23 protein-coding genes and 3 pseudogenes are annotated in these 22,862 nt (G+C 29.9%); 24 read left to right on the top strand and 2 right to left on the bottom strand.

What is annotated here, in order from left to right; translation table 11 throughout:
- Positions 1-22 precede the first annotated feature (22 nt).
- The 24 genes and pseudogenes from kce to CPG45_RS17980 all read left to right on the top strand — a co-directional run bounded on the left by kce (position 23) and on the right by CPG45_RS17980 (position 20,194).
- Positions 23-841, top strand: coding sequence for a 3-keto-5-aminohexanoate cleavage enzyme (kce, locus tag CPG45_RS13485; RefSeq protein ID WP_096232392.1), 819 nt, complete (start codon positions 23-25; stop codon positions 839-841).
- A 32-nt stretch (positions 842-873) separates the two neighbouring features.
- Positions 874-1,908, top strand: coding sequence for an L-erythro-3,5-diaminohexanoate dehydrogenase (kdd, locus tag CPG45_RS13490; protein ID WP_096232393.1), 1,035 nt, complete (start codon positions 874-876; stop codon positions 1,906-1,908).
- Positions 1,909-1,934: 26 nt separating this feature from the next.
- On the top strand, positions 1,935-3,221 hold the full coding sequence (gene kamA, locus CPG45_RS13495) for a lysine 2,3-aminomutase (protein ID WP_096232394.1): 1,287 nt from the start codon (positions 1,935-1,937) through the stop codon (positions 3,219-3,221).
- A 14-nt stretch (positions 3,222-3,235) separates the two neighbouring features.
- Positions 3,236-4,288: a lysine 5,6-aminomutase reactivase subunit KamB gene (gene kamB, locus CPG45_RS13500; protein WP_157732418.1), complete on the top strand. Its 1,053-nt coding sequence runs from the start codon at positions 3,236-3,238 to the stop codon at positions 4,286-4,288.
- Positions 4,285-5,745, top strand: coding sequence for a lysine 5,6-aminomutase reactivase ATPase KamC (gene kamC, locus CPG45_RS13505; RefSeq protein ID WP_096232396.1), 1,461 nt, complete (start codon positions 4,285-4,287; stop codon positions 5,743-5,745). Before kamB ends, kamC begins: the two co-directional genes overlap by 4 nt.
- On the top strand, positions 5,742-7,295 hold the full coding sequence (gene kamD, locus CPG45_RS13510; protein ID WP_096232397.1) for a lysine 5,6-aminomutase subunit alpha: 1,554 nt from the start codon (positions 5,742-5,744) through the stop codon (positions 7,293-7,295). The genes kamC and kamD overlap by 4 nt, the downstream gene beginning before the upstream one ends.
- A 22-nt stretch (positions 7,296-7,317) precedes the next feature.
- On the top strand, positions 7,318-8,103 hold the full coding sequence (kamE, locus tag CPG45_RS13515) for a lysine 5,6-aminomutase subunit beta (RefSeq protein WP_231968783.1): 786 nt from the start codon (positions 7,318-7,320) through the stop codon (positions 8,101-8,103).
- 54 nt (positions 8,104-8,157) lie between these two features.
- A complete protein-coding gene (locus tag CPG45_RS13520) occupies positions 8,158-9,060 on the top strand; it encodes a DMT family transporter (RefSeq protein ID WP_096232399.1) in 903 nt (300 codons plus the stop codon).
- 65 nt (positions 9,061-9,125) lie between these two features.
- Entirely contained in the window at positions 9,126-9,470 is a 345-nt protein-coding gene (locus tag CPG45_RS13525; protein ID WP_231968790.1) for a hypothetical protein, read from the top strand.
- Between the two features lie 625 nt (positions 9,471-10,095).
- A complete protein-coding gene (locus CPG45_RS13535; protein WP_502695822.1) occupies positions 10,096-10,443 on the top strand; it encodes a phage lytic cycle repressor MrpR family protein in 348 nt (115 codons plus the stop codon).
- Positions 10,440-10,678 (top strand): annotated as a pseudogene (locus CPG45_RS16930) (DDE-type integrase/transposase/recombinase); the annotation flags it as partial. The gene CPG45_RS13535 and the pseudogene CPG45_RS16930, both read left to right, overlap by 4 nt.
- 242 nt (positions 10,679-10,920) lie before the next feature.
- On the top strand, positions 10,921-11,634 hold the full coding sequence (locus CPG45_RS13540; protein ID WP_096232401.1) for an ABC transporter ATP-binding protein: 714 nt from the start codon (positions 10,921-10,923) through the stop codon (positions 11,632-11,634).
- Positions 11,631-12,281, top strand: coding sequence for a putative ABC exporter domain-containing protein (locus CPG45_RS17970; protein ID WP_255405068.1), 651 nt, complete (start codon positions 11,631-11,633; stop codon positions 12,279-12,281). The genes CPG45_RS13540 and CPG45_RS17970 overlap by 4 nt, the downstream gene beginning before the upstream one ends.
- Positions 12,282-12,325: 44 nt before the next feature.
- A complete protein-coding gene (locus tag CPG45_RS17975) occupies positions 12,326-13,228 on the top strand; it encodes a putative ABC exporter domain-containing protein (protein ID WP_255405179.1) in 903 nt (300 codons plus the stop codon).
- 377 nt (positions 13,229-13,605) lie between these two features.
- Positions 13,606-14,391: pseudogene (locus tag CPG45_RS13550) on the top strand (helix-turn-helix domain-containing protein).
- 174 nt (positions 14,392-14,565) lie between these two features.
- Positions 14,566-14,772 carry a hypothetical protein gene (locus tag CPG45_RS13555; RefSeq protein ID WP_096232402.1) on the top strand — a complete coding sequence of 69 codons (207 nt, stop codon included), beginning with the start codon at positions 14,566-14,568 and terminating at the stop codon, positions 14,770-14,772.
- Positions 14,773-15,029: 257 nt separating this feature from the next.
- Complete coding sequence (locus CPG45_RS13560; protein ID WP_096232403.1) at positions 15,030-15,752, top strand: hypothetical protein; 723 nt, start codon at positions 15,030-15,032, stop codon at positions 15,750-15,752.
- 38 nt (positions 15,753-15,790) lie between these two features.
- The gene (locus CPG45_RS13565; protein ID WP_096232404.1) at positions 15,791-16,021 is read left to right on the top strand and encodes a hypothetical protein; all 231 of its coding nucleotides are present in this window, start codon (positions 15,791-15,793) and stop codon (positions 16,019-16,021) included.
- 19 nt (positions 16,022-16,040) lie between these two features.
- The gene (locus CPG45_RS13570) at positions 16,041-16,883 is read left to right on the top strand and encodes a PqqD family protein (RefSeq protein ID WP_157732420.1); all 843 of its coding nucleotides are present in this window, start codon (positions 16,041-16,043) and stop codon (positions 16,881-16,883) included.
- A 70-nt stretch (positions 16,884-16,953) separates the two neighbouring features.
- A complete protein-coding gene (locus CPG45_RS13575) occupies positions 16,954-17,160 on the top strand; it encodes a hypothetical protein (protein WP_045412721.1) in 207 nt (68 codons plus the stop codon).
- Between the two features lie 158 nt (positions 17,161-17,318).
- Positions 17,319-17,798 carry a hypothetical protein gene (locus CPG45_RS13580; protein WP_096232406.1) on the top strand — a complete coding sequence of 160 codons (480 nt, stop codon included), beginning with the start codon at positions 17,319-17,321 and terminating at the stop codon, positions 17,796-17,798.
- Between the two features lie 26 nt (positions 17,799-17,824).
- Positions 17,825-18,427: an SdpI family protein gene (locus tag CPG45_RS13585; RefSeq protein ID WP_096232407.1), complete on the top strand. Its 603-nt coding sequence runs from the start codon at positions 17,825-17,827 to the stop codon at positions 18,425-18,427.
- Positions 18,428-18,568: 141 nt separating this feature from the next.
- A pseudogene (locus tag CPG45_RS13590) lies at positions 18,569-19,719 on the top strand (IS3 family transposase).
- A gap of 340 nt (positions 19,720-20,059) precedes the next feature.
- Entirely contained in the window at positions 20,060-20,194 is a 135-nt protein-coding gene (locus CPG45_RS17980) for a hypothetical protein (RefSeq protein ID WP_255405069.1), read from the top strand.
- 50 nt (positions 20,195-20,244) lie between these two features.
- Here the strand turns inward: CPG45_RS17980 and istB are convergent, their stop codons facing one another.
- Together istB and istA are read right to left on the bottom strand one after the other, a co-directional pair.
- Entirely contained in the window at positions 20,245-21,015 is a 771-nt protein-coding gene (gene istB, locus CPG45_RS13595) for an IS21-like element helper ATPase IstB (RefSeq protein ID WP_096230063.1), read from the bottom strand.
- A gap of 1 nt (position 21,016) precedes the next feature.
- A complete protein-coding gene (istA, locus tag CPG45_RS13600; RefSeq protein WP_096230064.1) occupies positions 21,017-22,615 on the bottom strand; it encodes an IS21 family transposase in 1,599 nt (532 codons plus the stop codon).
- Between the last annotated feature and the right edge of the window lie 247 nt (positions 22,616-22,862).

Raw genomic sequence — 22,862 nt, forward strand, 5'->3', positions numbered from 1 at the left:
AGACTAAGGTAGGGGGCATTATATGGAAAAGTTGATAATTACTGCTGCTATATGTGGTGCGGAAGTCACGAAAGAGCAAAATCCTAATGTTCCATACTCTGTTCAAGAAATTGCAAGCGAAGCTGAGAGAGCATATAAAGCTGGAGCTAGTATAATACACCTTCATGTAAGAAAAGAGGATGGCACTCCAACACAGGATTATGAGGTGTTTAGTCAGTGCATTAAAGAAATCAAAGCGAGATGTCCAAATGTTATAATTCAACCAACTACAGGTGGCGCTGTAGGAATGAGTAACGAGGAAAGATTAACTCCTATTAAGTTAAAACCTGAAATGGCAAGCCTTGATTGTGGTACTTTAAATTTTGGATATGATGATATATTCGTCAATACAGAAAAAACTATAATATATTTTGCTAAAAAGATGAAGGAATTAAATATAAAACCTGAAATTGAAGTTTTTGATAAAGGTATGATAGATACTGCTTTAAGAGTTTATAAAAAAGGTTATTTAATAGCACCTCTTCATTTTAATTTTGTAATGGGGTTAAAAGGAGGTATTGGAGCAACTTTAAGGGATTTGGATTTTATGATAGGTAGTATACCAGAAGATTCGACCTATACTGTAACTGGAGTTGGACAATCGCAATTTAATATGGCCGCAATGGCTATAGCAGCTGGTGGGAATGTACGTGTTGGATTTGAAGACAATATTTATATTAAACGTGGAATTCTTGCAAAGTCAAATGGGGAATTGGTAGAAAAGGTAGTTGCTATGGCAAAGCAAATAGGAAGAGATGTTGCTACACCAGAAGAAGCAAGAGAAATTCTTCACATTAGATAAACTAAAACTTAATCAGTTTGGGAGGTAGATAAATGATAGGTTACAAATATGGTGCTAATAGAGTTATAGAACCTGAAGGTGTTTTGCCTCAGACAGCTTTTAAAATATCCAATGATACAAATATATCTGATAATGAAATTCTTATAGATGTTCAGGCTCTAAATATAGACTCTGCAAGTTTTACTCAGATTGAAAAAGCTCAGAATGGTGATGTTGAAAAAATTAAAAAATATATAATGGATATAGTAGAACTGAGGGGTAAAATGCATAATCCTGTTACTGGATCTGGAGGAATGCTTATAGGTACTGTGGAAAAAATAGGGAAAAATCTTCTTAAAAAAACTAATATTAATATTGGAGATAAAATTGCCACTCTTGTGTCCTTAACACTTACCCCTCTAAAAATATATAGAATAAAGAAAATATATAAGGACATAGATAGAGTTGAAATTGATGGAAAGGCTGTTCTTTTTGAAAGTGGATTATATGTAAAACTTCCTTCTGATTTGAGTGAAAATCTTGCTTTGGCAGTGCTTGATGTAGCTGGTGCTCCAGCTCAGACTTCAAAACTTGTAAAACCTGGTGATAGTGTACTTATCTTAGGAGCTTTTGGTAAATCAGGAGTGCTTTGTGCCTATGAAGCAAAAAAAAGAGTTGGACCTACAGGAAAAGTAGTTGGCTTGGTGGCCTCAGAGAAAGATAAAGAATCTCTTATTAAGACTGGATTTTGCAATGAAGTTATTTTAGCAAATGCAGTAAAGCCTTTGGAAGTTTTAAGTAAGGCACTCGAGGCAAATAATGGAAAAGAATTTGATATATCTATTAATTGTGTAAATGTAGAAAATACAGAAATGTCTACAATACTTCCTCTAAGGGATGAAGGTATAGCTTACTTCTTTTCTATGGCTACAAGTTTTACAAAAGCTACACTTGGTGCAGAAGGAGTAGGAAAAGATGTGAAGCTTTATATGGGGAATGGATATACCAAAGGTCATGCAGAAATAGCTCTTCAGGAAATAAGAGAATCAAAGATTCTTAGAGAAATTTTTGAAAAAAGATATGCTTAATTGTTCTTAGGAAAGGAGACATAATAATGGTAAAAAGTAGAAGATATGAACTTTTTAAGGACGTTAAAGATAGCGAATGGAATGATTGGAAATGGCAAGTTGCAAATAGAATAAAGACAGTAGATGCATTGAAAAAATATATTAAACTTACTCCAAAAGAGGAAAATGACATAAAAGAGTGCTTAGAAAAATTTAGAATGGCTATAACACCTTATTATTTATCCTTAATAGATCCCGAAGATAAATTTGATCCAATAAGAAAGCAGGCAATTCCAACTATAGATGAGACTTATATTTCGAGTGCAGATCTTATAGATCCACTGCATGAGGATGGGGACTCACCTGTAGCTGGACTTATTCATAGATATCCTGATAGAGTATTGATGCTTATAACGGATCAATGTGCTATGTATTGTAGACACTGCACAAGAAGAAGATTTGCGGGACATAAAGATCACTCTCTGCCCATGAAACAAATTGAAAAGTGCATAGAGTATGTTGCTTCAAACCCAGCTATAAGAGATGTGCTTTTGTCAGGAGGAGATGCACTATTAGTAAGTGATGATAAGCTTGAATATATAATAAGGAAATTAAGAGAGATACCACATGTTGAAATAATAAGAATAGGTTCAAGAGTTCCTGTAGTTATGCCTCAAAGAATAACAGAAGACTTGGTAAATATGCTTAAAAAATATCATCCAATATGGCTTAATACGCATTTCAATCATCCAAATGAAATTACTGAAGAATCTAAAAAAGCTTGTGAAATGCTGGCAAATGCAGGTATTCCTCTTGGAAATCAATCAGTGCTTTTAAGGGGAGTCAATGATTGTGTTCATGTGATGAGAAAACTTGTAAATGAATTAGTTAAAATCAGAGTAAGACCTTATTATATTTATCAATGTGATCTATCTATAGGGCTTAGCCATTTTAGAACATCAGTTTCTAAGGGTGTTGAGATAATAGAAGGACTTAGAGGTCATACGTCAGGTTTTTGCGTTCCTACTTTTGTGGTAGATGCCCCTGGTGGAGGGGGTAAAATACCTATAATGCCTAATTACGTTATAAGTCAGAGTAATGATAAAATAATATTGAGAAATTTTGAAGGCATAATAACTACTTATCAGGAACCTGAAAATTATGTTCCCGATTGTCACTGTGAGGTGTGCATGGGAAAGAAAAAGGTTCATAGAATTGGTGTTTCAGGTTTATTAAATGGTGAAAATATTACAATAGAATGTGGTGGCTCTGAAAGAAAAATGAGAATAAAAAAATTTGCACAGCAACACGAAATTATATCAAAAAATGCATAATTATGATGGAAATTATGATGGAAAAATTAATGGATTTTAGAAAATTTATAAATAATTTGTACAAATATAAAAGCTTGTCAATAATAGGTCTTGAAAAAAATACAGGTAAAACTACTACATTGAATTTTCTAATTAATAAATTTAAAAATAAAAAATTGGGTATTACTTCTATAGGAAGAGATGGAGAGGAAAGGGATGTAGTCACTTATACAAATAAGCCTAAAATTTATGTTAATGAAAATACAGTAGTTGCAACTTCTAAATCTAGTTTTTTAAAAAGTGATGCAACCTTTGAAATACTTGATGTAATGGATATAAATACTCCCCTTGGAAATATAATAATTGGGCGAAGTGTACATCCGGGATTTGTTGAAATTGCAGGAACATCTACTAAAAGTCAAACTATTAAAGTGATAAATAAACTAAGCGAATACGGCTGTGAATTTATAATTATTGATGGAGCTTTATCAAGAAAAACATTTGCTGATCCTAAAATTACAGAAGCTTCTATATTGTGTACAGGAGCAGCTTTTTCAGAAGATATAGATATGTTGACAGAAGAAACATATAATACATTAAAATTACTTTCTATTGATAAGGCTGAAAAAGATATTGTTCAGCTTTATAAAGAAAATATGAAGGATTGTAAGATAGCTTTTCTATATGGTAATGAAGTTAAGAAGAGTAACTTAAAGACTTCTATAAATGCTTCAAAGGAAATTATATTAAATTTTAACGATTATTTAAAATTTGTTTTTATAAAGGGAATTTTAACAGATAATCTTATTCGTGATATGTTAAATGCTAAGTTAAACTTAAAATCTGTAACGTTTGTTGTAGAAGATGGAACTAAACTGTTTATCGATAAAAATAACTTTGAAACATTTATGGCCAAAGGAGGGAAGATACGAGTGGTTAACAATATAAATATCATAGGCGTAAGTGTAAATCCAGTATCGCCTTCAGGCTGCGTTTTAGATTATAACGAACTTTGGAGAAAGCTAAAAAGAAAAATAGATATTCCTGTTTTTAATGTTATGGATTATGATTTGGATGTGATGGAATGAATTATATAGATAAAAATATACTGGAAAAAATAGGTTATTACTATGTAATTGATAAGCTTTCTATATTATGTCCTTATGGCCGTGATATAATTTATAATTTGAAGCCCATAAAAGAAAAACAAAAACTTATGTCAGAATATAAAAATATCCAAAGATGTTTTTCAATAATCAATAATAGCAAACTAATCAATGATTTTGAGAATTTGTTTAGGAGATTTAGAGATATAAGAAATACTTTCATAAGATGCAGAGACAAACAAATTCTTGATGAAGTGGAATTATATGAGATAAAATGTTTTGTAAAACTTTCCATAGAGCTTAAAGAACTTTGTGAAAAAAGTAATCTTCAGATTCAAGGAATAATTTTATATGATTTTTCAAATATATATGAATTACTAAATCCGCTGCGTTCCAAAGAATCTTATTTTTATATATATGATGAATATTCATTAAAACTTAAGGAAATACGTCGCAAAAAAAAGGAATTCGATAATATAATTTTTAAAGAAAAAGATATTGAAAAACAAAAGAAGTTATTTGAGAAAAGACAACAAATAATAAATGAAGAGAAAGCCGAAATACTAGAGATAAGAAAGGCTCTATCATTATATATTTCAAAATATGTAGATAAATTAATAGAGGAAACTTTATCTATAGGAAAAATGGATGTTGTCTTTGCAAAAGCAAAACTTGCATTAAATTATAATATGTGCTGTCCTAAGATATCAAGTGAAATAAAGATAAAAATGAATATGGGAATTAACCCCATGGTGAAAGCAGATGTAGAAAAAAGAGGTGGCAAATTTTCTCCTATATCAATTGAAGTTTCGAAGGGAACCTGTGTAATAACTGGAGCAAATATGGGAGGTAAAACTGTAGTTTTAAGTACGATAACTCTTAATTATATTATGGCATCCATGGGTTTTTATGTATTTGCTGAAGCTTTTGAATTTGGCTCGTTGGATTTTATATATTTTCTATGGGAAGATTATCAGTCATTAGAAAATGGGCTTAGTACCTTTGGTGGGGAAGTATTTAAACTAAAAAAAATATTAGAGAAAATTAAAAATGAAAATGGACTTATAATTCTTGATGAATTTGCGAGAGGAACTAATCCTATTGAGGGAAGCAACATTACAAAAGCGTTAATAAGCTATTTGAATAAGTTTGATTCAATATCTATATTGTCCACGCATTACGATGATGTTTGTTCTTTTGCAAAACTTCATTACCAGGTAAGAGGACTTAAACATATTGATTTTAAATTATTAAAAAAAGCCACAAAACAAGAAGAATATCTCAAATTAATAAATGATTATATGGATTATACTCTGGAAAAAGTAGACAAAAATACTCCGATTCCCAGAGATGCTATCAACATATGTTTGTTAATTGGTATTGATGAAGAAATTATAAATATTGCTAAAACATTATATGATCAGGAGGTTGAAACATGAAACATAAACTCAATTTAGATTTTGAAATAGTTAAGAAAGCAAGAGATTGTGCAAAAAATATATCTATGGATGTCCAAAAGTTTATTGATAAGCATACTACTGTCTCAGTTGAAAGAGCTATATGTAGATTAATGGGAATTGATGGCGTTGATGAAAATGGAGTACCTCTTCCTAATATAATAGTAGACAATGTTAATAAAGGCAATTATTTGTCAAAAGGTATAGCTTATTACCTAAGTAATGCAATGCTTATGACGGGGCTTTCTCCTCAAGAAATAGCAAACGAGGTTTCAAAGGGTATGATGGATCTTACGGAATTTAAATCAAAGGATGAATATAAAACCATGCAAAATTCTATTAATATAGCAAGAGAAAGCATAAAAAAAATAGAGAAAAATAAAGAAGAAAGGGAAAGATTAATTTCCATGTACAAAGATAAGAATGGGCCTTATCTTTATGTAATTGTTGCAACGGGAAATATATATGAGGACATAACTCAGGCAGTAGCAGCGGCGAAACAAGGGGCGGATATTATTGCAGTTATAAGATCTACTGGACAAAGCTTACTTGACTATGTACCTTATGGAGTGACAACTGAGGGCTATGGAGGTACTTATGCAACTCAGGAAAATTTTAGATTAATGAGGAAAGCTCTTGATAATGTAAGTCTTGAACTTAAAAGGTATATAAGGCTCTGTAATTATTGTTCTGGATTATGTATGCCTGAAATTGCTACAATTGGAGCTCTTGAGAGAGTTGATGTAATGCTAAATGATGCTCTCTATGGTATATTATTCAGGGATATAAATATGAAGAGAACATTGGTGGATCAGTATTTTTCAAGAGTTATAAATGGATTTGCTGGCGTTATTATAAATACTGGTGAAGACAATTACCTTACAACCGCTAATGCTTATGAAGAAGCACATACAGTTTTAGCATCTCAATTTATTAATGAGCAATTTGCGCTTATAGCGGGGCTAAAAGAAGAACAAATCGGGCTTGGGCATGCTTTTGAAATGGATCCTGATATGGAAAATTCTTTTGTATATGAACTTGCCCAGGCCCAGATGGCAAGGGAAATATTTCCTGAAGCACCATTAAAATACATGCCACCTACAAAGTATATGACAGGAAATATTTTCAAAGGACATGTTCAAGATGCATTGTTTAATATGGTAACAATAATGACGGGTCAAAAAATTCATCTTTTAGGTATGATGACAGAGGCAATTCATACACCCTTTATGTCAGATAGAGCTCTTTCAATAGAAAATGCTTCTTATATATTTAATTCAATGAAATCACTTGGGGATGAAATAGAATTCAAAGAGAATGGAATAATTCAAAAACGAGCTTCACATGTCCTTGAAAAAGCATATGAACTTTTAAAAGAAATTGAAAGAGACGGACTTTTTACAACAATTGAAAAAGGAACTTTTGCAGGGATTAAAAGGTCAAGGGATGGAGGTAAGGGGCTTGAAGGCGTAATAGAAAAGGATGAAATGTACTTTAACCCATTTTTAAATCTAATGCTTAAGAGTTATTAAATATAAAAGAGGGGATATGCTAATGAGTAGTTTGTATTCCATAGAGAAAAAAGATTTTGATAAAACATTTGATATTAAAAAAGTAAAACCATTCGGTGATACAATGAATGATGGCAAAGTTCAGATAAGTTTTACACTTCCGTTAGAGGATAACGAAAAATCTTTGGCAGCCGCAAAGATACTTTCAGAAATGATGGGAGTTAATAATCCTGACGTAGTATTTCATAAAAAGCTTGATAAGGACTTTACTTTTTATATTATTTATGGAAGTCTAAAATATTCGGTAGATTATAGTAACATACATGTAGAGCCTATAAATCAAGTTGTAATGACAATGGATGAAGTTGATGAGTATATAAGAAAAAATATCAAAAGAAAAATTGTAGTAGTAGGTGCAAGTACGGGTACAGATGCTCATACGGTTGGTATAGATGCAATAATGAATATGAAAGGATATGCTGGACATTATGGGCTTGAAAGATATAAAATGATAGATGCATATAACCTTGGCAGTCAAGTGGAAAATGAAGAGTTTGTTAGGAAGGCCATTGAGCTTAAAGCCGATGTACTTTTGGTTTCACAGACAATAACACAGAAAAATATTCATATTAAAAATCTTACAAATCTTGTAGAAATACTTGAGGCTGATGGAATTAGGGATAAAATAATACTGATTTGTGGTGGTCCAAGAATAAACAATGAACTTGCAAAGGAGCTTGGCTATGATGCGGGGTTCGGACCTGGAACATTTGCAGAAGATGTTGCTACTTTTGCAGTGATTGAAATGAGTAAAAGAAAAATATTATAACTTATTCAGATTTTTGCATGTGTTTTAAAACTATAATAAACGGGAGGGATATTAATGACCGAAAAGACTATAAAATCAAACATTATGCTATTAGCAGCAGCAGCTATCTGGGGATTTGCTTTTGTAGCACAAAGAGTTGGAATGCAATATTTAGGACCATTTACATTTAATTTTGTAAGGTTTATGCTTGGAGGTTTTTCATTAATTCCGTTAATCATTATAAATAACAGAAAACAGAGTTTAAAAATAGAGGGTAATAATAAGAAAAATATGTTAGTAGTGGGTTTACTTCTCGGAACAGTTCTTTTTTTAGCTTCTTCATTTCAGCAGATAGGAATTATAGGGACTTCAGTTGGAAAGGCAGCATTTATAACAGGTTTATATGTTATAATAGTACCATTCTTAAGTGTGTTTTTGAATCAAAAGCTATCTATAAATGCCTGGTTGGGGGCTATTTCTTCTATTGTTGGTTTGTATTTCATTAGTATAACAGATCGATTTTACATATCAACTTATGATTTATTAGAATTTGGAGGTGCTTTGTTTTATGCATTACATATTCTTTTAATTGATTATTTTTCTAACAAAATAGATGCGATAAAATTGGCTTTTTATCAATACTTGACATGCTCAATTTTAAGTTTTTTTGTTTCAGTATTTACCGAAAAAATAATTATTTATGTAATATTTCAGGCTATAATTCCTATTTTATATGCTGGTATATGTTCGGTTGGTATTGCATACACACTACAAATTGTTGGTCAAAAAAATGCAAAACCATTTTATGCAGCGATTATTCTAAGCATGGAATCAGTATTTGCAACAATAGGTGGATTCTTAATTTTAAATGAAAATTTGACAATAAAAAATATATTAGGATGTTTACTTATGTTTCTTGGAATGTTTTTGTCACAGTTAAAGAACGATGTACAAAAAGAAAGTGCAGCGATATCATAAGTGATAATATTTGACAAGTATTAGAATATTTTTATATAAAATACTATAATAAGGATTGATATCTTTTGTATTATGTACCAATTCTACTTACTATTATTGCGAACATCTTTTATCATGTTTTTCAAAAACTAATACCAGATAATTCAAATCCAATTTCATCACTAATTTTAACATATAGTACTGCATTAATAGGCTCTTTAATAATATTTATTTATTATCATAAAAATGCTAGTTTTATTAACTCATTTAAAGGATTGTATTGGACAAGTTGTGCACTAGGATTATCTATAATTTTATTAGAATTAGTATTTTTTCTTGCTTATAGGGTTGGATGGGATGTAAGTTTAGGTGCAATAGTTTCAAATGTTTCTGCTACATTATTATTAATTCCTATAGTATCATTTTTTTAAAGAAAATATTTCAATAACAAATAATATTAATTAACTATAAATGAGAAAATACACTTACATAAATTACTATAATAGATTTTTAAATAATAAATTTGCCTAAAAGTAGAGACAAATGCCCATTTTTGTGTTATTAATATATTGTTACCCTATAACAATATTAACAACAGGAGTGGAGCAGATATCTCATATAAAAAGAATAATTGATAATTCAACAATAATCCAGTACTTATTGAAACTAAATTTTACACTATAATTTACTAAACCTGTTTTTTAACAAATTGTTGAATTTATACTCGCTGTTACTCAAAAGGGTTATAGTGGTACCGTTACTAATATTTATTAATTTAAGCTTTACACATTGCCATAGAAAGACATTTGGCAAATTTTTAAGTTAGGGAGTTTGGAATATTAATTACGCATGGAAAACTATAAGGAGAAAAGTTATATGTATCGTATTCCGGTTATCTCAAACCCGTATTTGCGATTTTTGAACAGTTTCTGTTTTGTCAAATTATACAAATTTTTGCATCATGGAAGGATATGTCCCTACAAATATAAATATTATAAGTTATTTACGGATATATCTTTATTGGAAAAATATCTTAATAAATTTGCGATAGATAGAATGTATTTAAAAGATAAACATGAATTACAAATTATAAAAAATAAGTATGATAATGAGCAAGATAAAGTAGTATCTTCATTATTGTGGGAAGGTATTATGGGGGGAAATTTAGATGAATTGGTAAACCTAAAAATAGAAGATATTAATTTTTATTATAATACAATTTATGTTTCTGGTTATCATAAAAGAATAATAGAAACCATTACGTCTATTTATAATGCCATAAAAGAGATATTTTATATACGTAAAAGTCAGGTTGGTACTGAATCAAAGATGCTTCCACTTATTACCCCATTTAAAATAATATCAAAAAAATCAAATTATATTACTATTATCTATTATATATAGAGCATCCAAATCAAGTCTGGTCTATAGATATTACATACTGCCCGATGAGATATGATTTACGTATATGGTAGCCATTATAGATTGGTATTCATGCTATATTATTGATTTTTCATTATCAAATACGCTTGGAAAAGCTTTTGTTCTAGATACAACAAAAAGAGCTATTAATAAATATGGAATTCCAGAGATTATTAATAGTGATCAAGGTTTACAATTTACGAGTGAAGATTATATATAAATGTTAAAATAAAATTTTGTATTGACATTCGCAAAGGTATTTAAAATTCTTTGTAGAAATAATTTATAAAAGGATTTTGCTTATGATGTATAATAGAACTATATGAGAAGGTAGAAGATGGCGCAAGAGGTGCAGCCATAGCAGCATTTAACATAAACCCTATACAAAAGTATAGTGGAAATTTAAAAAAATTTATAGTAATATTAAAAATTAAGAGAAAATGATAATGGAGGTTCATGATGAAAAGTGTTTTATCTCTTAAAAATGTAAAAAAATATTATGGCAAAGTTAAGGCTGTAGACGGTATATCCTTTGAAATATACCCCGGAGAAGTTGTAGGGTTGATAGGTCCAAATGGCGCCGGCAAAAGTACAACATTAAAGACTATAATGGGGCTTTTGAGAAAAACCGAGGGAGATATAAATGTTTGTGGATATGACAATAGAGACCCGCAGGCTAAAAGAAAACTTGCATACATACCTGAAACGCCAGACATATATCCTTTGCTTACGGTGTGGGAACACCTTAAATTTATAGGGCTTGCATATAATATTGATAATTGGGAAAATGATGCATTGAAGTATCTTGAGGCATATGACCTTCTTGATAAAAAGGATGAACTAGGCGGCAGTTTATCAAAAGGGATGAGGCAAAAGGTTATGGTTATATGCGGTCTTTTACATAGGCCGGAAGTCATGTTGTTTGACGAACCTTTTGTAGGACTTGACCCTAAAGCTATAAGAGAACTTAAGGATACTATTGTTGAACTAAAAAAAGAAGGAAAGGCTGTCCTTTTAAGTACACATATGTTAGATTCTGTACAAAATCTTGGCGATAGAGTGCTTATTTTAAAAACGGGAAAGCTTATCTACGAAGGTATTCTTGATGAATTGATGGAAAAAGCCGGCCCTGGCGGTACACTTGAAGATGTGTTTTTGGAGGTTACAAAATGAGTGATATAAAAGCATTGCTTGTACTTGATATGTTAAAATTAAAAAACTTTATAAAAGATATAATAAAAAAGCCTACAAAAATTTTTATATATTTACTGCAGTTTGTGTGGTTTTTCTTTATACTGATACCTGTTTTTACAAACAGAGGTAAAACATTTAGTGAAATAAACTCAATAAAATTTTCGTATCTTAATGGTGGTATAATCGCTTTTATGCTTTTGACTGTGCTTTTAACATTATATAGTTCATTAAAGCAACCGGGTATCATTTTGGGAGAAGGTGACATTGCATTACTTTTGTCATCACCTATAAAAGAGAGGGGCATATTTTTTTGGTATATAATAAGAGCAAGCTTTAAGAATTTATTCTATGCGCTTTTATTTAGTCTTTTTATTCCCTTTTTAAGTGTTTCTATGGAAGTCAATAAACATTCAAATAATTTGATTTTTGGATATATAGGAATATTTACATATTATCTTACATTAACACCGATAGGCTTTTTGGCATACTCAATTTCAATGAAGTTTAATGCAAAGGAAAAGATAAAATATTTTTTAAATGGGTTAGTTGCTGTAATTGCTGGATTTGGCATGTACTTTATGTATAAAGAGAAATCGATATTTGGTTTATTTAATTATTTAATTTAAATACATGGAATTATGTTCCGATTATAGGACCTTCGAAGCAGTTAATACTCTCTTATTTTACTGGAGTTACCCAATATAATATTGAATTTATAGTTATACAAATAGTTGCAATAGCTGTTATTACTTTAATTTCGGTGTTTTTTGCAACAGATTATTATGAAGAAGTGATATTCTATACAGAGAAGTTTATATCGATCAAAAATAAGACTAAAAGAGGAAATTATCAAGCGGATTATACAGAAAAGCAGCTTGTAAAGAAAAAGAAAAAAGTTGACGTGAATTTTGCACCAAAAGGCCCATGGGCTTATGTATGGCTTAAGATGATTGAAAATAAGAGAGAAATGGGATCTATTTACTTTAATTATTATAATCTTGCAATTTTAGTTATATCAATTGCTTTTGGATATTTCCTTCCCAAAAATGAACCTACGATAATATTTGCATTAGCTTTTATTCATGCATACATTGGCTGGCTGACAAGTTTTATATCTGCTATAAGTGGAGAATTAAATAAAATGTACATTTACATAATTCCGGGAGAGGGAATAGAGAAATTGATAGCTGTAAATGCTGTACCAATATTAAAGTCATTTATAACAGCATTGCTTCTTATAGCACCTGCTTCAATACTTATAAAATGTGGTATATTAAATGCTTTAACAGCAATACTCTTTATATTAGGTTTTACAACTTTAGCTAATTTTTCGAGTTCGTTTTTAAATACGCTTTTACCTTCAAAAGCTGATTTAAAAGCGGTATTGTCGCTTTTCAAATTATTTGCTTTTGTTATTGTTCTTGTACCTGTAGGTGCTATATCTGTTCCATTAGGCATTGTAACTAAGAGTATGACGATAGGAGTTTTATCAGCAGATATTGCAATGCTTTTGATGTCGGGAGTATTCCTGCTATTTGCTAATTTTGCGTTTGAACGTTTGGAGCTAAAGTGATGACTATAATAATTATGAGAGTTTTAACAAATAATCTTAATTGGTATATCCAATTTCCAGAGACCAAGATCTGAAATAATTTGTGACGCTTGCAAAACTTGAACAAAGTGAAAAAGGAACAAAGACGATAGAAGCCAGAAACGGTACAAGCAGAATTAAGATTGTGGGCAACGGGTCGACAATTTTTGAAACAAGAATAATAAACTATAACTAAACAAAAAGCACTGTATAGATTGTACAGTAGCTTATTTTTTTACAAATAAAAGACTTTGTAAATAATACTAATTTTTTCAAATACATAGAAGGAATATGAAATATTTTGTAGAAATAATAAATTGTATTGTGACGTGTCTAAGTATTTAATGAGGTGAGTTTTTGTGGAAGAATTACAAATGTATAATGAAATGCTTTCTTCATATAAAAGATGTATGGAGATAGGCCTTATAAGCTCAATACCGTGTCCTGTTATAACTTTAAAAGAAGAAGATTTACAAATCAGATTAAATAAAAACATAGGACTTATCAATGTATTTCATAATTGTGTTGATAATTTTTTAAATCAGACTAAAGGAGAATACATATTTTTATTAACTGATGACGATGGTTATCTTTTAAATATAAGATGTAATAAGAAAACACACAGTTGCATAGATAAATCAGGTTTTAGAATAGGTATGTCTTTTAAAGAAGAAGCCGTAGGGACAAATGCCATATCAATGGCGATGCAATTAAAAAGATTAGTATATTTAGAACCTCAGCAACATTACTGTGACATTTTGAAAAAGTGGTATTGTATTGCAGCGCCTATCATTATAGATGAAAAGATAATAGGATATCTTGATGTATCGACGATAGAATATGGCATGGTGAATGAAATGACTATAGTTTTAGAATTGCTTGCAGATAAAATTGCCGATGAATATAAAACCAATATAAAAGAGCAATAACTAAATAACTGCAATATAAATTTAACTGATAATCAGATAGAGATATTGCTAATGCTTGCAAAGGGTTATAAAGAATTGACCATATCAAGAGAGATTGGAATTAAACCAGTTACTGTAAAATATCATAAGAGGAAAATAATTGAGAAGCTATGCGTAAAAAGCATTCAGAAAGCAGTTACAAAAGCGGTTAAATTAAATTTAATAGATATAGATTAAATTTTAAGATTATACTTTTGTATAGTTTTTTGCTTTTTATGTCAAAACTATACAAAGATATAGTAGACATTGGAAATATATCGTTGTAAAATGGGAATAAAGATTTAGTGAAAATTTAAAATAATGTAAGATTCAAAATTGAACATTGACTTATCTTAACTGGAGGGAAGAATAATGTTTTTAATTAAAGAAAGGATAGATCCATACTTTATTGAGGAAATAAATGTAAAACCTATTTTTGCCAAATCAAATTTGAGTTTCTATCGAGAAGAAAATATGGGTTCAATTGGTGAAAATATAGTAGTGGATAATGAATTAACAGATGAGGAAGTTATAAATTTGCGGTGGAGAGCCACTAATCATATTGAGAAAATATATTAGAGGTGAGAAAATGAAGGACAATAGGATTAAATCAGCATCAATTGATGTTACATATAAATGTAATTTTAGGTGTCTGCATTGTTTTAACTCAAGTGGGGAACATTGTTTTGAAAAAGAGGAACTATCAGAGGAGAAATATTAGGTATCGCTAATCAGCTTAGCGAATTTGAGTTAGAATCTCTTTGTTTCTGTGGAGGAGAACCTTTATTAAAAAAGGAAGCAATATATAAAGCAGCAAGGTATTTGAAGGAAAATGCTTGGGAATAACACCTTACAGTAATGATATGATAAGAGGTGATGGAGTATTTGAAAAGGTTATGTCTGCAGCAAATGAACTTATAAAAAGAACTGTTAATACAAAAAAGACAATTCCTTTGGCCTTGCAAATTTCATTAACTGCTATTAATAAAGATGAAATCAAGGATATGCATGAATTCTTTTCGAAGAGTCCTTTTCTGTCTGTAAATATTGGAGATATTACTTTAGTTGGTAATGCGAGAGATAACCAGACTATAAAAGTGCCTGAAAATGAATATGATTCTTTAATTTTTGATCTTTTAAAGGATTATTCAATGTCTAAAAATCCTAAGTATAATTTGCATTTAAAAGGATTAAACATATATGAAACTATTTATTATAATTCAATACTTGACATTTCATTAGATTTGGTATTGCCAAGTTGTGCAGCTTATCATGGTTATTATTCTATTTTACTAGATTCGACGCTGTGTAAATGTGTTGCATTAAAGGGAATAAAAGATGCAACAAAATATGATTTATATTCCCATAATATTTTAGAAACAGCTACATTTGATCCAAGTTTAAAAGAAAATGATACTATAAAACCAATAAAATTAGGATTTTGTAATGAATGCAGATACACAGAAAAATGTAATCTATGTCTACTTATTGATGAAGATGGAGAATTAGCATTTGATCAAAAGTGCAAGGTAGCTTATCAAAAGCTTAAAAGGTTTTAGAAGATATATTTGCTGGTAAGATTGTATTCAAATTTAAAATGATGACTTATTTAGAAAAACAAGAAGATAACTTGATTGTTAGAAGATATTATTATACAAATGAAAGAAGAGATACAGTTATAAAAACTTTATTTGCTAAAGAGTATTTTGAGAAAATATATGTTGATAATAAATTTGTATCATTTGATAACTGTGTTGGTAGAGATGAAATAGAGTGTGATTTAGAAAATCTCTTATTTAATGATGCATTAGTTTTTAAAATTATTTAAAAAGAAAGAGGAGATAAATGTGGACAAGTATATTCCCTTAATTAATAAAAATAATATTATTAAAGAATATACCGATAATGATTCTCAAATAATTATACCCAAATTGCTTTTTAATAATGAGAAGATTGAGCTAAATAAAACTGCAAAGTTTATTTATGATTCTATTAATGGTGAGAGATGTATTAAAGAAATTATTAGTTTATTCTATCAACGTTATAAGGTTATATCATTGGAAGTAGTGCAAGAAGATGTAGAGCAAGTTTTATTTATGTTATGGAGATTTGGAATTGTTGGTTGGGTAGATAATAAAAATCCATATAAATATCAATATTTTAAATCCTTTGGTGAACACACTATCGAATTTACTTTATTAGAGACTGTATCTGAATTTTTAGTTCAAAGTAGTAAATGTGAGTACGAGTATTGTAATCCTTATAGATATAGAAAGAATATTATTCAGAGGAGTTTTTTAGAACAGGCGATTGTTAATAATTTTGCATATAGCTTTATCATAAGAAAACAAGAGGAAATTGTGTTTTTGGGAATAGTTAGTTTTGATTATCAGGATTTTGCATTAACTTTAGATTATCTTGCAGTAACTAAAATTGAACTTGCAAAAGAAATTGACAACAAAAAAATGTCCTTATTTTTAAGTTGGATTGAAAATAGAATTACGCATAAAAATGCAGGATTTTCAAAGAAAAGGAACAAGGCAATCAATTGGCTGATTTTATTAGAACATAATAATCAACTATTCAATCAATACTTAGATAATATGAACCCAGATAAGAGATTTTTATTAACTGATGAAACGATTGATGGTGACACTGTTATGTATTTATTTAGAAGAAAGGTATCCTAAAGTTGTTATTAAACTAAAGTTTTGTGAAATCTTAGTTTAATATAAAAATTAAAAAGAAGGAGGGATAAAAATGACATATGAAAAACCAGTAGTAAAGATTGGAGAAAACAATGGTACAATTACTCCAGAATGCACTCCAGGATTAGCAATTGCTGTTGCAGTAGCAGGAGTAGTGTGGAATGTTGGAGGTGTATACAGTTATGCCGCAGTTGCAGTAGCAGCAGTTGTTGCAGCAGTAGCTTTCGTTTGGAAAGGTACTGGTTGTTGGCCATCATAAAGATATATATGAATTTGTAAATGGAAGTAACGAGTTATTAAACTTGTTATTTCTATTTACGTTGTTTTGTTTTTAGAAATACTCTATTAATATAGACATAAATCGATATTAATACTAACTATAGAATTTTATAAGAATACGCTAAGGACGGGGTTGTAATGGAATATTTGTATCAATTAAAATTAAGAGGAAGTATTATTGGGGAAAAGAGTATTATTCTTACAAAGAACTCCAGTGGATATAGTTATAAAACAGAATTGCAACATATTGATAATAAAACCATTTTTAATGTATGTATGGATGAAAATTATTTTGTTAAAAACTTAGAGTATACAATACAAAATTTGTTAGGTAAAAAGATGATTATTTTTAATGAAGACAAAAAAATAATTATTAATGAGAAATATTACTTTGATGATATACTAATATTCTTATTACCTCATATATACCAAAGAGGCATTAACAACTATTTTGTGTTGTCAAGTAACCAATTTCAGTTTGGATTTATGAAAATCATACAAAAAGATGAAAATAGATATAATGTGATTCTACCAGAATATTCTTATATAACGTATGAAAAAGGTTCTTTGTATTATTATGAGAACTTTGAACAAAGTTTAACCGTTGAAAGAATTTAATATTTAATTATACGAGGAGGGATAATATGTTTAAAGGATATAAGAAGATTTTATATTGGGCATGCTTTTTTATACCATTCATCGTTATATTTTTCTTGTACCAAGATATCCAAGATTCAATATTTGGAATTAATAAAGTATCATTTATTGTTTACTATTTCGTAGTTAATCTAATAACATTGCTATTTACTAATTACAGGGCAAAAAAGATTTCTAGTGAACAGAATCAGAAATTATTAAATAAAATAGATTGGCTATTTGTAATGGTTATAAGTATTTTCCCATGCGTCTTGATTTTATATTCAACAAATATAAATCTTAGTTTGAATTTTCCAAAAGTGGTTTCAGTAATATGTGGATTGATATTTTTAGGGTTTTCATTTACGTTTACTAAGTTAGAGCGTAATGAGGTTATAGGTATAAAAACAAAATGGACTTTAAAAAGTGATGAAGTATGGAATAAAACTCATAGGGTAGGTGCAGTTTCCTGGATGCTAGGAGGTAGTATTTTTATAGCTAATATTTTTGCAAAATCACAAACTATGTATTTAATTGCAATAATTATAGGATTGATTCTAGTAATTTTTGTTCCAATATTATATTCTTATTATCTGGCAAAAAAACTATAATGCCAATTTATCAAGACATTTTTTACAATGAATAGCCATAACATACTTAGGATGTGCAAGTAGAATAGAACAGTCTTTTTCCATATAATGATACCAGAAAACTAGACAGACAAAAAGGCAAAAATAAGTTAGAATATAGTTATGAATAAGAGAAGAAATTTTACACCAGAACAAAAAGCAAAAATTGTATTAGAGGTATTGCGAGAAGAAAAAACGTTTAATGAAATCGCTGCTGAATATGAAATACATCCGAATATGATTAGCCGCTTAATACAGAATTTGTCAATAATGCAGCAAAGGTATTTAGCAAAGAAACCGACGATTTAGAAAAGGTCAAAAAATCATATGAAAAGGAGAAGGAAGAATTATTGAAACAAATAGGGCAGCTCTCTTATGAGAACGCCTGGCTCAAAAAAACTTACCAATTCTAAATCTCGTGAGGAACACATGAAAATGATTGATAGGGTTGATAAAAAGCTTAGTATTAGCAGGCAGGCTAAGCTCCTAAGCATTAATCGCACAAACCTTTATTACAAGCCTGTGCAAATAAGCGATGAAGAATACATGATTAAGTAAGTGTATTATCGATGAAGTCTATACAGACCATCCTGAATATGGCTATTGCAGAATGACAACTATACTAAGGAGGGATTATGGAATCATTAAACCGTAAAAGGACTCGCCGCTATATGCGGGAAATGGGCATACACGGATTCTACCCTGGACCAAATCTTAGTAAGAGATTGCATAACAAATACCTCTATCCATACTTATTAAAAGGGTTAAACATTGATCATCCTAATCAGGTGTGGTCAATAGATATAACATATTGCCGGATGAAGCGAGGCTTTATGTATCTAGTAGCCATTATAGACTGGTATTCCAGGTATATTCTAGGATATACTTTGTCTAATACACTTGAACATACATTCGTTATTGATACACTCAAAAAGGCCATAAAACAGCATGGAGTGCCAGAAATCATGAACAGTGACCAAGGTTCACAGTTTACATGTGAAGACTATATAAACTTGCTGAAAGAAAATAATATAAAAATATCTATGGATAGTAAAGGAAGAGCATTGGACAATCACCGTATAGAGCGGTTTTTCAGAAGCTACAAATGGGAGAAGTTATACCTGGAGGATTGCGAGACTGGGCATCAATTAAGAAAAATAACACAAGAGTATATTGAATACTACAACAACAAGAGACCACACCAGTCGTTAGGGAATAGAACGCTTGCTGAATATTATTACGGCAAATCTAGCATTCTTGTGCAAGCTGTGTAAAGTTATTAATCTACTGAACAGGTTAAATCTGTCACACTTATACCATGTCCTTGGGGTGAGCTTCTCATTCCATGTCTTGATGCATCAGTAGTATGCAACATTGTGGAACACCAAAATGTTGATGATAATATAGCTGTCTAAATATCTAAAATGGTATGCACTCATTGTAATGAGGCTAAACACTTAAATAACTTCAGTTCATGTATCTAACTTACATTTTATATAAAATTATCAAAATAAAGGAGGTGCAAAAATCTAACTTAGATTTTTAAAAAAAATTGTCTTGACAGATGGGGGCATTATAGAACGTGTCTGTGAGTAATTAATGAGGTGAGTTTTTGTGGAAGAATTACAAATATATAATGAGATACTTTATTCATATAAAAGATGTATGGAGATAGGTCTTATTAGCTCATTACTGTCTCCTGTTATAACTTTAAAAGAAGAAGATTTACAAATTGCATTTGTCAAGTGAAAGATGCGCCAAATTTCAATCGAATTTTCCTCCACTTAGTGTGTAAAAAATTAAGCAATATTCTGACTCTTTATCCATTCCTCCGTTTCTTTAAGTCTATATGAATTTCCATTCATATTTACTAAATAGGCTTTATGTGTTAGTCTATCTACCATCGCTGCTGTCATCACTGGATCTTGAAATATTTCAGCCCACCTTTCAAATGATAAGTTTGTTGTTATTATCGTTGATTTTCTTCCTGCTCTTAATGATAAGTTTGTAAATAAAAGCTCAGATCCCTCTTTGTCAAAAGAGATATAGCCAAGTTCGTCTGCTATTACTAGATCGTATTTCGCAAATTTGTTTTCAAAAGTGTGTAATGTTCTTTCTGATCTACTTTCTTTTAATTGATTTATTAAAGTTGGAATTGTTGTGAATAGTACTCTATATCCTGCCAAACAAGCTTTTATGCCTAGTCCTATTGCTATATGTGTTTTGCCTGTACCTGGATTTCCTGCAAGTATTACATTTTGTCCATTCTTAATAAATTCAAGTGAACTTAATATCTTTAATTTTCTATTCGCATCATCTGGTAGATACTCTACTTTTAGGTCTTCTAGATATTTTTTGTATGGAAAATTAGCTAGTCTTATACGATTTTCTTTCGCATGTTCCTGTCTTAGATCATATTCTTTCTGGAGCAATCCGTATAAGTATTCTTCATAGCTTATATCTCTTGCTGCAGCATCTTTTGTATCTTCTCTAAAATATTTCTTTATCCCTGGTAGTTTTAAGCTTGTTGCAAATTGTTCTATTTCTTTTGATATTTCTTTTTTATTCATTTTAAATGACGGCCTCCTCTTTGAAATTTTCGGCCTCTTTAGGTATTAAATTGCCGAATTCTTTCAGCATTTCTTTTGATTTATCTTCTATTTCATTATTTGTTTTTGTCTTTTCTATATATTCATCAACCTTTCTTTCGCATATTATTTTTATTTTATCTGTTGTAATATCAATTGGATCTATTTTTCTCAATTTCTCAATAGCATCAAGTATTTTTTGCATACCTACTATACCTACATATTGCAAGAGATCTATGAATTCTTTCTCCCTGGTGGTATAATAGGTATGGTAGATATTTTGCAACCTTGGGTCTGCCTGTTTAAGCGCTGTGCTTGAAGGCAGGGCCCCAGGTTTTTTCTTTAGTGTATTCAAGTAGTGCTCTATTTTTATTGACCATTCGTTAAATCCGTATATTCGCTCATGTTCGGCAATTTTTACATTGTCATAATAGCAAAGTATTTTATGCGAATATATTTTTGTAAATATGATTTTACCGACATAAGCATCCGGTACAGAATAATGACATGAGTCTATAACTATTGTTGAATATTTATCTGCCCGCAAGTCTTCACATCTTGCTGCATCAAATGGTGGTAATTGCGGCAGCAAATACGGTCTCTCTTCTTCAAGTATCTCTGCAGGTGACTTATTGTCTTTTAAATGATTTTTTGTATTATTCAGCTTTTTACATACTTCATAAAGATAGTTATTAGCTTCTTCCAATGAGTCAAAGTAGTCTTTATTAGAAAATGCCTTTCTTCTTATAAATTCTACGCTTCTTTCAACGTGTCCTTTTTCATTGCCTCGATATGTATTGCAAAATCTAAATTTAAAGCAGTAATATATTGATAGTTTTAAAAGTCCTTTTGTTGGTTCTTTTTCACTCCTTCCTACAAATTTTTTAACCATAACTTTTGCATTGTCATATACTACAGTATGATAAACGCCTTTTATATCTTCAAAGAATGATACATGTGCTTCTTGAAAGCATGAAGTATCTTGTTTTGGAAAAAGTTTTGCAAATCTGTAATTGCCTTTGGCACTTGTAAATACCGCCATCTGAAATGTTTTTAACTCGCTTTTTATAAATAATTTGACTTCACCCCAGTCGAATTCACACACATCTCCAAGTTGATATTCCGCCTTTATATATGCTTCTTTTTGCTCATTTAATATCTTATTTATTGCTTGGCAAACGGATGTATAACCTATGTCATAGCCTTCTTCTCTTAAGGCATTATATATATCAATTTTCTTTTTTTGTTGTTTGGACTGTCCTAAATACCTTTTTTGCTCATTTTCTCTAAGATAAAATTTTATGCGATTTATCACTTCCTCAGTTAACTTTATCTTATGCCTGTTTTCAATGTTGTACTTAGGTTTTTCAACTATATCATCAATAATCTCTTGAATATCTGTATTTACATCTATTTTCCATTCATTTATCAAGTCCCTTCTCTTTTCTTCATATTTTTTAATATATTTTCTAATAACTTTTCTATCAATACCAGTTTCTCTAGATATCTGTCTTTGAGATTTACCATCTCTTATATATGATAATATTATTTCCTGTTTGTCTTTCAAAGAAATCAACTCCATCACTCCCTCATGTATTTTATTACATGAGAGAAATTTTATCTTAAAGTGGGGGATTTTTCAACTGAAATACTGGGGTACTTTTAGTGTAACATAGACACAAATTAGATTAAATAAAAACATAGGACTTATTAATGTATTTCACAATTGTGTTGATAATTTTTTAAATCAGACTAAAGGAGAATACATATTTTTATTAACTGATGACAATGGTTATCTTTTAAATATAAGATGAATAAGAAAACACACA

It is taken from the genome of Thermoanaerobacterium sp. RBIITD (assembly GCF_900205865.1).
In the GTDB taxonomy this organism is placed as follows: Bacteria; Bacillota; Thermoanaerobacteria; order Thermoanaerobacterales; family Thermoanaerobacteraceae; genus Thermoanaerobacterium.

Excerpts from the sequence above, each read along its gene's own strand:
- kce (WP_096232392.1), top strand. The coding sequence starts at position 23 with ATGGAAAAGTTGATAATTACTGCTGCTATATGTGGTGCGGAAGTCACG.
- kdd (WP_096232393.1), top strand. The coding sequence starts at position 874 with ATGATAGGTTACAAATATGGTGCTAATAGAGTTATAGAACCTGAAGGT.
- kamA (WP_096232394.1), top strand. The coding sequence starts at position 1,935 with ATGGTAAAAAGTAGAAGATATGAACTTTTTAAGGACGTTAAAGATAGC.
- kamB (WP_157732418.1), top strand. The coding sequence starts at position 3,236 with ATGATGGAAAAATTAATGGATTTTAGAAAATTTATAAATAATTTGTAC.
- kamC (WP_096232396.1), top strand. The coding sequence starts at position 4,285 with ATGAATTATATAGATAAAAATATACTGGAAAAAATAGGTTATTACTAT.
- kamD (WP_096232397.1), top strand. The coding sequence starts at position 5,742 with ATGAAACATAAACTCAATTTAGATTTTGAAATAGTTAAGAAAGCAAGA.
- kamE (WP_231968783.1), top strand. The coding sequence starts at position 7,318 with ATGAGTAGTTTGTATTCCATAGAGAAAAAAGATTTTGATAAAACATTT.
- CPG45_RS13520 (WP_096232399.1), top strand. The coding sequence starts at position 8,158 with ATGACCGAAAAGACTATAAAATCAAACATTATGCTATTAGCAGCAGCA.
- CPG45_RS13535 (WP_502695822.1), top strand. The coding sequence starts at position 10,096 with ATGTATTTAAAAGATAAACATGAATTACAAATTATAAAAAATAAGTAT.
- CPG45_RS13540 (WP_096232401.1), top strand. The coding sequence starts at position 10,921 with ATGAAAAGTGTTTTATCTCTTAAAAATGTAAAAAAATATTATGGCAAA.
- CPG45_RS17970 (WP_255405068.1), top strand. The coding sequence starts at position 11,631 with ATGAGTGATATAAAAGCATTGCTTGTACTTGATATGTTAAAATTAAAA.
- CPG45_RS13555 (WP_096232402.1), top strand. The coding sequence starts at position 14,566 with ATGTTTTTAATTAAAGAAAGGATAGATCCATACTTTATTGAGGAAATA.
- CPG45_RS13565 (WP_096232404.1), top strand. The coding sequence starts at position 15,791 with ATGATGACTTATTTAGAAAAACAAGAAGATAACTTGATTGTTAGAAGA.
- CPG45_RS13575 (WP_045412721.1), top strand. The coding sequence starts at position 16,954 with ATGACATATGAAAAACCAGTAGTAAAGATTGGAGAAAACAATGGTACA.
- CPG45_RS13580 (WP_096232406.1), top strand. The coding sequence starts at position 17,319 with ATGGAATATTTGTATCAATTAAAATTAAGAGGAAGTATTATTGGGGAA.
- CPG45_RS13585 (WP_096232407.1), top strand. The coding sequence starts at position 17,825 with ATGTTTAAAGGATATAAGAAGATTTTATATTGGGCATGCTTTTTTATA.
- istB (WP_096230063.1), bottom strand. The coding sequence starts at position 21,015 with ATGAATAAAAAAGAAATATCAAAAGAAATAGAACAATTTGCAACAAGC.
- istA (WP_096230064.1), bottom strand. The coding sequence starts at position 22,615 with ATGGAGTTGATTTCTTTGAAAGACAAACAGGAAATAATATTATCATAT.